This is a genomic window from Rhodococcus artemisiae, assembly GCF_036327795.1.
In the GTDB taxonomy this organism is placed as follows: Bacteria; Actinomycetota; Actinomycetes; order Mycobacteriales; family Mycobacteriaceae; genus Rhodococcus; species Rhodococcus artemisiae.
Genome location: NZ_JAUTXY010000007.1, coordinates 16,798 through 27,983 on the forward strand (window position 1 = coordinate 16,798; position 11,186 = coordinate 27,983).

Genomic DNA, 11,186 nt, shown 5'->3' on the forward strand with positions numbered 1-11,186 from the left:
ACCGCTCAGGTTTCGACGCTGATCTGCCAGACGTGGCCATCCGGGTCGGCGCACAGTGCCGTGTATCCCCAGGGCCTGTCTTCCGCTTCGGCGAGGACTCGGCCTCCAGCGTTACCGATGCGCTCGGCGAGGTCGGCAACCTCCTGCTCCGTGGCCACTCCCATGCCCAGAACGCACTCGCTGGTCCCGGTAGGAGCCAACGCACGGCTGTCTCCGAGGACGAAGCCGAGGCCGCCCGACGGAATGAGCGCCAACACGGTGTGCTGGTCGACGCGAAACATCAAGGGTTCCGGCACACCGTCCTCTGCGGGTTCGCCGACAGTCTCGAAGCCGAAGGTGTCGAGGTAGAACCGCATCGAGCTGACGCGATCGGCAATCGGCAGACTGATATGGACGCCACGGGCCCTCACTGACATCACTACTCCGTTCGGTTGATCACCCGGTCCCCACTACTGACCTCCGGCGACCACAGAAGTCATCACCTGTGCGACGAGACGTACTCCGCATATCCGGCGGCGCTTTCATGTCGCTGTCCACTTCTTGTTGTGCGGAGACGTGTGGGAGCGGTCTCGAAGGCCGGGACCGCGCCGGCATCGCGGCCGCGAGGAGTCTACTTTTCGGGCGTGACGAACCGGCTTCAGACGTACCCCAGCTTGCTCTCTCCCGGCACCATCGGCCCCATCTCGCTGGACAACCGGGTGGTGCTACCCGCGATGGACATGAACCTGTGCGAGGACGGAGAGATCGAGCAGGGCGACATCGATCATTTCGTTGCCCGCGCCGCCGGCGGAACCGGGCTGATCATCACCGGCTGCTGCGCCGTCGCGTACCCGGCGGGGTGCGCCAGCACGAAAGAGCCCGGCCTGTCGGAGGATCGATTCATCCCCGGGATCAAGGCGCTCGCCGACGCCGTTCACGAGGCCGGTAGCAAGCTGTGCGTGCAGATGACACACCACGGCAAGGTCGCGCGCATCGACACGATTCAGGATCGGCCGCAGTTGGTTCCGAGCGCGCCGAAGCCGCCGAGCGACATGAGCGCGTTCATCGACAACACCCCCGAAGAACTGAAGAAGATGGCCGGCGTCTCGGGGGGCAAACAGACCACGTATCACGAAGCCACCAAGGATGATCTCGAGTGGCTGGTGCGGATGTTCGCCGAGGCAGCCGGCCGTGTGAAGACGGCCGGAGGCGATGCCGTCGAGATCCACGTCGCCCACAACTACGTTCTCGGCGCGTTCCTGAGCCGATACTCGAACCAGCGCACGGACGAGTACGGCGGGTCGCTGGAGAACCGTGCCCGGCTGACGGTCGAGGTGATCCGCGCGGTCAAGGACGCGGTCGGCGGCGACCTGGCCGTGATCGTGCGACTGGCCGGGCAGGAATACGGCGAGACCGACGGTCTCACCATCGAGGAGTCCACCGCCGCCGCCGTCATGTTCGAGCAGGCCGGCGCGGATGCCATCCACGTCACGGGCACCGCACTGAACGCCTTCGCGAACTTCACCGACGGCCCGCTGCCCGACAAGGTCGGTTTCTACACCGACAACGCGTCGGTCATCAAGCGTGCGGTGTCCATCCCGGTCATCACGGTCGGGCGCATGCTGCCCGAGGTCGGCGAGAAGATGATCGCCGAGGGCCGCACCGACTTCGTGGCGATGGGTCGCCAATTGCTGGCCGACCCCGATCTGGTGAACAAGCTCGAAGCGGGGCGCACGGAACAGATCCGCCCCTGCATCAACTGCTACGTGTGTGTCCAGGAGAACTTCTGGGACGCCACCCCGATCTGCGCGGTGAATCCCGCGCTGGGCGACGAGGCACTCGTGCCGTTCGTGCGAGGCGCGACGAGCAAGAACGTCGTGGTGGTCGGAGCCGGACCGGGCGGTCTGGAGACGGCCCGGGTCGCGACCGAGCGCGGTCACCGCGTCACTGTGATCGACAAGACGGACCGGCTCGGTGGCACGCTGTGGTTCTCGTCGCTCACCACGCCCGACAACGAACGCCTGCTGAAGTGGCTGACGGAGGAGGTCACCCGGCTCGGCATCGACGTCCGGCTCAACACCGAGGCGACTTCGGAATCGATCCGTGCACTGGACCCGGACGTCGTGGTCGTGGCCACCGGCGCGGTCCGTGAACGACCGGCGATCCCCGGCGGCACCCTCCCCCACGTGCACACCGGCGACAGCATGCGTGCGCTGATGACAGGTACCGGCGACGCGTCGGACCAGTCGCTCTTCCTGCGTGTCGCGGGCAAGCTCGGCAAGCTGGCCCGCATCACCACGAGCCCCGAGAAGATCCGCACCCTCAGCCGCAGGTACCTGAAGTTCGTGCCGATGGCGAAGGACGTCGTGGTGATCGGCGGCTCGCTGGTCGGGCTCGAACTCGCGGAGTTCATGGCCGAACGCGGCAGCCACGTCACGCTGCTCGCGGAGGGTCAGCAGCTCGGGGTGCCGATGGCGATGCCGCGCCGGTGGACCGCCGTCAAGCACGCGCGCGAGGTCGGTCTCGAGGTGCACCGCAACGCGACAGTGCAGCGCATCACGCCGAAGACCGTGGAGTTCGTTGTCGACGGTAAGGCCATGTCTGCGAAGGCTCGCATGGTGATCGTCGCGTCCGGCGTCTCGGCCGCGGCGCCGCTCGCCGATCAACTCGCAGACTCCGGCCTCGATGTGCGCGTCGTCGGCGATGCCGGGAGCGTCGATTACATCGAGGGCGCCATCCACACTGCGTGGAAGGTCGCGACCGAACTCTGATCAGTCCCGATATCCGCAACGGCCGCCGACATGGGAATGTCGGCGGCCGTTGCGGTCCGATGTCAGGCGTCGGCTGTGTAGTGCGCGTCACGCCTCCGCGATGTCCTGCTCGAGTGCGGTGCCCACGAACGTGTCGCGGTGCACGGCGTCGGTGAGCGGGCGCCCGGTGCGCCACCCGAACCGTTCGAGGTCGGGGACCTCCTGCAACGCAGTGACCGGTCCGACACACAACCACGCGATGGGCCGGACCGGGCCGGAGGCACCGACGAAGTCGGCGAGGAACGGCTCCTCGTAGAACGACACCCAGCCGACACCGAGGCCCTCAGCGGTCGCGGCGAGCCAGAGATTCTGGATCGCGAGCACCGCGGAGAACAGGCCGGACTCGTCGATGGTGTGACGGCCGAGGATGTGCTTGCCCCCACGTTCCGGGTCGTAGGTGACGACGATGCCCGTGCCCGATTCGACGATGCCCTCGACCTTGATCGGACCGAAGGTCCCCTTGCGGTCCTCCGGCAGCGAGTCGGCGAACGCCTGACGGCATCCGGCCACGTGCTCGGCGAACTGCTCGAGACGTTGCCGATCCTGCACCACGATGAAGTCCCACGGCTGGGTGTTGCCGACGCTCGGTGCGTGGTGCGCGGCCCCGAGGACACGCCACAGCACATCATCGGAGATCACGTCGCCGCTGAACTCGGCGCGCACGTCGCGGCGCATTCGGATGATGTCGTACAGCGCGTCGCGCGCATCGGTGGAAAACATGTCTCTGCTGCTCTGTTCTCGTGCTGTGTCGATCAGGATCAGGCCGGAAGGATCTCTTCGAGCGCGTCGATCACTTCGGGTGCGTCGGGCTCGGTGCGGGGGCGGAAGCGGTTCACGACCGTGCCGTCGGGCGCGATCAGGAACTTCTCGAAGTTCCACTGGATGTCGCCGGCTTCACCGCTCGCATCGGCCTGCTTCGTCAGCTCGGCGTACAGCGGGTGCCGGTTCTCGCCATTGACCTCGATCTTCTCGAGCAGCGGGAACGTGACCCCGTAGGTGGTGGAGCAGAACTCCTGGATCTCCTCGGCGGTGCCGGGTTCCTGACCCATGAATTGGTTGCACGGAACACCGATGACGAACAGCCCGCGATCGGCGTAATCCTTCGCGAGCTGTTCGAGCACGGTGTATTGCGGTGTCAGGCCGCACTTGGAAGCGACGTTGACGACGAGCAGCGCGTGGCCGTCGTACGCACCGAGGGTGGTGGGCTCACCTGAAAGGGTGTTGATGGCGATGTTCTGCAATGGCGTGGTCATACGACCAAGCTATCGTGCCTGCTGCGCCACAGGCCCGGCACAGCCGCGCGGCCTGCGGACAGCCGCGCTGGGTCGGCACGATTTTTCTGTCCGCAGGCGTCGCGGTCGCGTACTTCGAACGCTATGCGTCCACCTTCTCGAGCCGCGACGGCTCTTCGGACCGTGCGGGCACGTCGTGGTCGTCACCGAGCATGCTCTCGTCGAACGGCAGCCGGCCCGAGAGCACCTCGTCCACGCGATCGCGGTCGACGGAACGGGTCCAGGTGCCGATCAGCAGCGTGGCGACGGCGTTGCCGGAGAAATTGGTGACCGCGCGCGCTTCCGACATGAAGCGGTCGACGCCCACGATCAGCCCGACACCGTCGAGCAGGTCGGGGCGATGACTCTGCAGGCCACCCGCCAGTGTCGCGAGGCCGGCACCGGTGACCCCGGCCGCACCCTTCGAAGCGATCACCATGAACACCAGCAGCGACACCTGCTCCGACAGCGTGAGCGGACTCCCCATGGCGTCGGCGACGAACAACGCGGCCATCGTCAGGTAGATCGCGGTTCCGTCGAGGTTGAACGAGTATCCCGTGGGCACGACGACACCCACGGTGGTGCGCTCGACGCCGAGGTGCTCCATCTTGGCGATCAGACGCGGCAGCGCGGACTCGGAAGACGACGTCGCGAAGATCAGGAGGTATTCACGGGCCAGATAGCGGACGAGCCTGAACACCGAGACTCCCGCCACGGCCTTGAGCAGCGAGCCGAGCACACCGAACACGAACACCAGGCACGTGAGGTAGAAGGCGAGCATCAACGCACCCAACTGCACGACTGCGTTCAGCCCCGTCTGACCGACCACATTGGCGATTGCGCCGAAGGCTCCGATCGGTGCGAGCCACAGGATCATCGTCAAGATCTTGAACACGAGTTTCTGGATATGCGCGACACCGCGCAGGATCGGTTCACCGGATTTCCCGATGCCCTGGATCGCAAAGCCCACGAGCAACGCCACGAACAGTGTCTGCAGCACGCTGCCCGCGGTGAGCGACGACAGCAACGACGTGGGAATGATCGACGAGATGAACTCGGCAGTGCCGCCCGCAGCGTGCGCCTGCTCCGCGAGTGCGGCGCCCGAGTCTGCGGTCGCCGGATCGAGCGTCAGGCCCGAACCCGGGTCGAGAAGATTCCCGACGCCGAGCCCGATCGCGAGGGCGACCGTGGACATCCCGATGAAGTAGGCCAGGGCCAGTCCACCGATCCGGCCGACGCTGGCCGCGGCACGCACCGATCCGATGCCCAGCACGATGGTGCAGAAGATCACCGGGCTGATCATCATCTTGATGAGATCGACGAACATCGTGCCGAGCACACCGAGCGACTTGCCGGTCTCGGGTGCCTGCCATCCGACGATCACGCCCGCGACCACCGCGACGATGACTCCGATGTACAACCAGTGGGTGCGGTCGCGGCGTTTCGCCCCGCGCGTGGTGATACTCATGTGTGCCCTTCACGTTGTGGTGCGGTGTCGGCGACGAACCTGCTCGAGGCCGCGGCGACGACGGCGTGACCCGCATCGGGGTTCCACCGGCTCGGATCCGGTGACCGAAGTCACGCTCACTTGTGAACATGGTGGAGTGAAGGGCGTTGTCCGCAGAAGATTGCGTGCATTGTGTTCACGAGGACACGCGCGCGTGAACGATCGACGAAATCGCGCAGCGGGAGGTCGAGATGAGGTCGGGACCGGGTCGTGGCCGTCCCCTGAGCGTCGCGCGGCAACTGCTGATCCTGCAGCTGGTGGTGTTCACAGTGATGGCCGTCGTGGCGGGGGTCCTCTTCGTGCTCGACGAACGCCGCGAGGCCGATAGCGCAACCGGTCGCGAAGTGATCGATATCGCCGACACCTTTGCACAGTTTCCCGAGGTCGCCGAGGGCATCGTCGCGGGCGACCCGGACGGCGACCTGCAGGTGCGAGCCGAGCAGGTTCGCACCTCCATCGGGGTCGATTTCGTGGTCGTGATGGGCATGAACGAGATCCGGCTGACCCACCCCACCCCCGAACAGATCGGGCTGCCGTACACGGGCCACACGGACGCCGCCCGGGCGGGCGAGACGTTCACCGAGACGTACACGGGTTCGCTCGGCCCGTCGATCCGGGCCGTCGCGCCCGTGTACGACGATGCGGACGACCTCGTCGGCTTCGTGTCCGTCGGCGTGACGCGCACACATATCTGGGAGGAGTTCGTCGCGGGCCTACCCACGATCCTCGGAGTGGTCGCGGCGGGAGTTGCGGTATCGGCGGTCGGCGCGTACTTCATCGCCCGGCGGTTCCGCCGGCAGACATTGGGGCTCGACGCGCGGCAGCTCCGCACTCTCTACGAGCATCACGACGCGGTGCTGCATTCCATCGGCGAGGGATTGCTCGTACTCGACATCGACGCGCTCACGCAGAAGAAGCATTCCGCGTCGTCACGACCGCGGATCGACGTCGCCAACGACGAGGCCCGTCGACTCCTCGATCTACCACGCACGGGTCCGGTGCCGTTCGACGCGCTGCCCGCCACTCTCCGCGATCTGTCGACCCGCCACGACGTGCGGGACGAACTCCACGTGACCGACGGCCGCGTACTCCTGGTCAACAGCGATGCGGTGCGGTGGGACGGGCGGACGCTCGGCACGGTCGTGACGCTGCGGGACCACACGGAACTGCAGAGCGTGCTCGGAGAACTCGACGCGGTGAAGGGTTTCGCCGATTCACTGCGGGCGCAGGCCCACGAATCCGCCAACCGTCTCCACACGATCATCACCATGGTCGAACTCGGCAGAACCGCCGAAGCGGTCGCCTTCGCGACCGACGAGCTCGCGCTGTCGCAGGCTCTCATCGACCGTCTCACCACCGCCGTGCGTGAACCCGCGCTCGTCGCGCTGCTGCTCGGGAAGAGTGCGGACGCCTCCGATCGGGGTATCGAGCTGACGATCACCGAGGACACCGCGCTCGAATCCACCTCGACCATGAGCACTCGCGACCTGGTGACGCTCGTGGGCAACCTCATCGACAATGCGATCGACGCCGCGCGCACGTCGGACGAACCATGGGTCGAGGTGGGGATACGGCAGGATGAAACCACCATGATCGTCGAAGTCGCCGACAGCGGGCCGGGCATGTCCGCGCAGACCCTTGCCCGAGCGACTGCACGTGGCTACTCCACGAAGTCCGATCATCACGGGCTCGGTCTGGCGTTGGTGAACGGGCTCGTCAGCAAGTACCGGGGAAGCCTGCGTACCGAGCAGTCCCTCGGCTCGATGGTTGTCGTGGAGATCCCGCTCGGTCGCACCGGCGCCGACGGTGTCCTCGCCGCCGATCCCGGAGACGGCGAATGATCCGTGTGCTGATCGTCGAAGACGATCCGCTGATCGCACAGGCCCATCGCGAATACCTCGCTCGCATACCGGGTTTTGTCGTCACTGCGGTCGCGCATGCCGGGCGGGATGCGCTGCGCGCTGTGACCACCGCAGCCCACGGAGGCGAGCCGATCGATCTCGTGCTCCTCGATATCGGGCTACCCGACACCAGCGGACTCGACGTCGCAGCCTCACTCAGCGTGTTCCAGCCGAGTCCCGACATCATTGCCGTGACCTCGGCCCGCGAACTCGAGGTGGTGCGTACTGCCGTTGCCCGCGGGATCGTGCTGTATCTGCTCAAGCCGTTCACCTTCGCAGCCTTCCGCGACAAACTCGACCACTACGTCGCCTACCGCGAGGCGCTCGGGAGTGCGGGCAAGGCCGCCGGTCAGCACGAGATCGATCGGGCAATGGCCGCATTGCGCTCGTCCGACAGCCGGGCCTCGAGCCCCAAGGGAATCGCCCCGGCGACACTCGATCGGATCGTCGGCTACCTCCGCGAGGCCGACGGCCCGTGCACCGCAGCCGAGGTCGGGGCCGGAATCGGGGTGTCCCGGGTGACGGCATGGCGCTATCTCGAACGCCTTGCCGACGACGGCGCGCTCGTGCGGGTCACCGAGTACGGCCGGGCCGGAAGGCCGCAGGTGCGCTACACCCGTCGGCCATGACCGGCGTGAGCCACCTCCGGCACAGGAGCCGGTGACCGAGGCGGTCGCACCCGTCCGGTTTCACTTGTCAGACAAGTACTACTCTGTGTATCTGCGTTCCGAAGGACCGGAGCCGGAGAACGACAACTGATGAGGACCGCATGACCATCGACAACCGCCCCCCGGTCCTCCAGGTACACGACGTCAGCGTCGTGCGCCAGGGCCGCCCGCTCATCGCACATATCGACCTCGAGGTCCGTGCGGGCGAACAGTGGACGCTGCTCGGGCCGAACGGCGCCGGAAAATCGACGCTGCTCGCCTTGTGCGGGGCCCGACTACACCCGACCACCGGCACGGTACACGTCCTCGGACACCGGCTCGGGCGCGTCGACATGCGCTCGTTGCGTACCCACATCGGCCACGTCGACCCGCGCACCCACATCGACCCTCACGTCACCGTGCACGAGGCGGTGCTGACGGGGCTCTACGCGTCGAGCGCGCTGCCACCCCGGGCCGAGCCCTCGGTCGTCGAACGACAGAAGACCGCGGAATTGATCGACATGCTCGGCCTCGGTGCAATCGCGGACAGTCCCTGGTCGGTGCTCTCACAGGGAGAACGGGGCCGCGCCTTGATCGCGCGCGCCCTGGTCACCGACCCGGACCTGCTGCTCCTCGACGAGCCGACCACCGGTCTCGACCTTGCGGCTCGCGAGATTCTGCTCGGCGTCATCGCCGAGCTGCAGCAGCTTCGTCCTGAGCTGTCCTCGGTGCTGGTCACCCACCACCTCGAAGAACTTCCGGCGTCGACGACACATGCCCTTGTCCTCGCCGGTGGCGCAGTGGTGGCCCGCGGCAAGGTCGACGACACGTTGACCTCCGAGACGATCACGCACGCGTTCGGGCACCCGATCGTCCTCGAGCGCCGCTCCGGACGATGGTCGGCCACGGGAGCAGTTCGAGCACACAGCAGCCGGACCGGGTGTTCCGCGGTCAACGCGTACCTGTGAACTCCACGACCGTCGAGCCCCAGCCGATCGCCCCGAATCGCGGTTCCCCGCAACCGGCTTCGGAAATCAGCGCGGACAGTTCCGCCTCGGTGCGGTGCCCCGATCCGTGAAGGCACAGTTTCAGAAGGTCGGCCTCGGTTTCGTGGTCGTCGGTGGTCTCCGGGTCGAGCAGATCTGTGACGACCACGACCCTCCGCGCGGACGCGCCGAGCGCGCCGAGAAGCATTCGCGCGTCGGCGTCCGGGTGGCAGTCGACGATGTCGACCGCGACAGCCAGGTCGACGGGTGTCGTGAGGGCGGTGAACTCGCTGGAGTCGATGTGTTCGATCCGGCTGCGGCGAGACTCCGCCACGTCGACGAGGTTCCTGGTGTTCTGCGCTGGGAGTCCGACGAGGGTCACCTCGAGCTCCGGGAGGACTCGGGCGAGGTTGTCGGCGTACACCCCGGCCCCTTCCCCGTAGATCGCGACGGTACGTACCCCATCGAAATCGACCGAGTCGGGTAGTGCCGGCGCGCGGTAGACGGACCCGAAGGCGACCTCCTCGTGGTAGCCATCGACGAACGTGGCGTCCTGCTGCTTGTCCGCGAATCCGTGTCCGGCCGCGGGGGCTCCGGTCCGAACCGACTCGAGCAACCCCAGGAATGCCATCTCGAGCCTGGTGTGAATCTTGTCGAAGTGGAGAGCCTGGCTGGCGAACGCATCCTGATCGGCGAGGATCATCCCCATCTCGGTGAGCGCGAAACGCCCCTCTCGAACCGAGACCAGATCCATCAGCACGAGATGGCGCAGCAGTTTCGCCGTCGCACCGGGGTGTGTCCCGCACTCGGCGGCGACCGCCTCTGCCGTGTCGGCGCCGCCGTCGATCGCCTCGAACAACCCGAGGGTGACCGCCGTCCTGATCGCCAACGGTGGCAGCAACTCCGACATCTCGTGCAGCTGCTCGTCCGGGTCGATCTCGACTTCCGCGGCGACCGTTGACGCCGGCCCTGCCTGCGCGACCTCACGGTGACGCCAGTATCCGGCGATCTCGACGAACTGCTTGCCGATCTCCTTGTCCTGCTTCGCCCAGCGTCGCAGCGGCTTGATCGTCAGAGTCTCGCCCGCGACCCACAGGTATGGCTGGCCCGGCCTCCACTGCGCTGCCCGCACCGTCTCGACCAACCGCGACTCACCGCCGTTCTCGGAGCGGAACAGCCACGTGACATCCAGGGGCGCCTCGCATTTCAGCTCCTGTCGATGCGACGGCTCGGCAACCTCGATCACCACCGTCGCGGGTAGATCCGAGGAAAGCTGCTCGAGGCAGTGCGCGATCGCGGGCAGCGCCGTCTCGTCACCCGCGATCAGCATCCAGTCGACGCCGGCGGGGAGGCCGGCCGAGTGCTTCGGCCCTGCCATGAGGACCGTCTCCCCCGGCTGCACGCGATTCGCCCAGTCCGAGGCCAGCCCACCCTCGTGCATCGCGAAATCGATCGCCATCTCGCGCGTGTCCTCGTCGAAGGAACGAACCGTGTAGGTCCGGGCGTACTGGAAGGATCCCGACGGCCACTCGACGGCGCCGCTGTCGGAGTTTCGCGGCACCTCGAACGGCAGTTCTCCGGTCCGGGGGTCGACCGGCAACAGCTTGACGTCGTCGTCGAAACCGCTGGTTCGCACCGGCGGCAACTCGACGCCGTCTCGAACGTGACTGTCCATGGACGGCCCGCCGACCGTCACCCGGCGCATGCCGGGGGTGACATCCTCCACCCGGAGAACGTCCACCTCCCGAATACAGATCGGAAATATCTCGACCTCGCGGACAGTCCCCGCCATCGATCGACCTTTCTCTAGAAGAATTCAGTATTCGCCGAGCGCAACGGCAACCCAGTGTGCCACGGTCGGATCGGCGGCGAGCGTCGGGAAATCGAGGTCCTGAACGCCCGCCGACCGCCATCGCTCCACAAGCCCCATGATCCGGATCGAATCGAGCCCCTCGTCGAGCAGATTCAGCTCGTCGCTGATCGCTTCCGGCGGCTGATCCAGAGCAGCGGCGATATCTCCGATGACGGTCTCACGAGTGAGCACAGTGCTTCCTTCCACATATCTCATCTTGCATTCTCGGCACC

General features: G+C 66.7%; 10 protein-coding genes. 4 read left to right on the forward strand and 6 right to left on the reverse strand.

Annotation, left to right across the window (positions count from 1 at the left end; all coding sequences use genetic code 11):
- Window positions 1-5: 5 nt before the first annotated feature.
- Window positions 6-416 (reverse strand): VOC family protein, encoded by a 411-nt coding sequence (locus tag Q7514_RS16080; RefSeq protein ID WP_330134285.1) that lies wholly within the window; start codon window positions 414-416, stop codon window positions 6-8.
- Window positions 417-623: 207 nt separating this feature from the next.
- Here Q7514_RS16080 and Q7514_RS16085 point away from each other — a divergent pair, with 207 nt between their 5' ends.
- Window positions 624-2,750 (forward strand): oxidoreductase, encoded by a 2,127-nt coding sequence (locus Q7514_RS16085; RefSeq protein ID WP_330134286.1) that lies wholly within the window; start codon window positions 624-626, stop codon window positions 2,748-2,750.
- An 87-nt stretch (window positions 2,751-2,837) separates the two neighbouring features.
- Here Q7514_RS16085 and bluB read toward each other — a convergent pair whose 3' ends face one another.
- The 3 genes from bluB to Q7514_RS16100 form a co-directional block, all read right to left on the reverse strand.
- Window positions 2,838-3,509 carry a 5,6-dimethylbenzimidazole synthase gene (bluB, locus tag Q7514_RS16090; RefSeq protein ID WP_330134287.1) on the reverse strand — a complete coding sequence of 224 codons (672 nt, stop codon included), beginning with the start codon at window positions 3,507-3,509 and terminating at the stop codon, window positions 2,838-2,840.
- A gap of 38 nt (window positions 3,510-3,547) precedes the next feature.
- Window positions 3,548-4,042: a glutathione peroxidase gene (locus Q7514_RS16095; protein WP_330134289.1), complete on the reverse strand. Its 495-nt coding sequence runs from the start codon at window positions 4,040-4,042 to the stop codon at window positions 3,548-3,550.
- Window positions 4,043-4,163: 121 nt separating this feature from the next.
- Window positions 4,164-5,528, reverse strand: coding sequence for a cation:dicarboxylate symporter family transporter (locus Q7514_RS16100; protein WP_330134290.1), 1,365 nt, complete (start codon window positions 5,526-5,528; stop codon window positions 4,164-4,166).
- 230 nt (window positions 5,529-5,758) lie between these two features.
- Between Q7514_RS16100 and Q7514_RS16105 the strand changes: the two genes are divergently transcribed.
- From Q7514_RS16105 to Q7514_RS16115, 3 genes are all read left to right on the forward strand, one after another.
- Window positions 5,759-7,408, forward strand: a complete 1,650-nt coding sequence (locus tag Q7514_RS16105) for a sensor histidine kinase (RefSeq protein WP_330134291.1) — start codon at window positions 5,759-5,761, stop codon at window positions 7,406-7,408.
- Window positions 7,405-8,097, forward strand: coding sequence for a response regulator (locus tag Q7514_RS16110; protein WP_330134292.1), 693 nt, complete (start codon window positions 7,405-7,407; stop codon window positions 8,095-8,097). The genes Q7514_RS16105 and Q7514_RS16110 overlap by 4 nt, the downstream gene beginning before the upstream one ends.
- Window positions 8,098-8,237: 140 nt before the next feature.
- Window positions 8,238-9,083, forward strand: coding sequence for an ABC transporter ATP-binding protein (locus Q7514_RS16115; RefSeq protein WP_330134293.1), 846 nt, complete (start codon window positions 8,238-8,240; stop codon window positions 9,081-9,083).
- Here the strand turns inward: Q7514_RS16115 and Q7514_RS16120 are convergent.
- Together Q7514_RS16120 and Q7514_RS16125 are read right to left on the reverse strand one after the other, a co-directional pair.
- Window positions 9,067-10,893: an SIP domain-containing protein gene (locus tag Q7514_RS16120; protein WP_330134294.1), complete on the reverse strand. Its 1,827-nt coding sequence runs from the start codon at window positions 10,891-10,893 to the stop codon at window positions 9,067-9,069. The genes Q7514_RS16115 and Q7514_RS16120 overlap by 17 nt on opposite strands.
- 24 nt (window positions 10,894-10,917) lie before the next feature.
- Window positions 10,918-11,145 (reverse strand): phosphopantetheine-binding protein, encoded by a 228-nt coding sequence (locus tag Q7514_RS16125; protein WP_330134295.1) that lies wholly within the window; start codon window positions 11,143-11,145, stop codon window positions 10,918-10,920.
- Window positions 11,146-11,186 lie beyond the last annotated feature (41 nt).

Bases quoted from the DNA above. Each gene is read 5' to 3' on its own strand.
- Q7514_RS16100 (WP_330134290.1), bottom strand. From the start codon at position 5,528: ATGAGTATCACCACGCGCGGGGCGAAACGCCGCGACCGCACCCACTGG.
- Q7514_RS16080 (WP_330134285.1), bottom strand. From the start codon at position 416: ATGTCAGTGAGGGCCCGTGGCGTCCATATCAGTCTGCCGATTGCCGAT.
- Q7514_RS16105 (WP_330134291.1), top strand. From the start codon at position 5,759: ATGAGGTCGGGACCGGGTCGTGGCCGTCCCCTGAGCGTCGCGCGGCAA.
- Q7514_RS16110 (WP_330134292.1), top strand. From the start codon at position 7,405: ATGATCCGTGTGCTGATCGTCGAAGACGATCCGCTGATCGCACAGGCC.
- Q7514_RS16120 (WP_330134294.1), bottom strand. From the start codon at position 10,893: ATGGCGGGGACTGTCCGCGAGGTCGAGATATTTCCGATCTGTATTCGG.
- Q7514_RS16115 (WP_330134293.1), top strand. From the start codon at position 8,238: ATGACCATCGACAACCGCCCCCCGGTCCTCCAGGTACACGACGTCAGC.
- Q7514_RS16095 (WP_330134289.1), bottom strand. From the start codon at position 4,042: ATGACCACGCCATTGCAGAACATCGCCATCAACACCCTTTCAGGTGAG.
- bluB (WP_330134287.1), bottom strand. From the start codon at position 3,509: ATGTTTTCCACCGATGCGCGCGACGCGCTGTACGACATCATCCGAATG.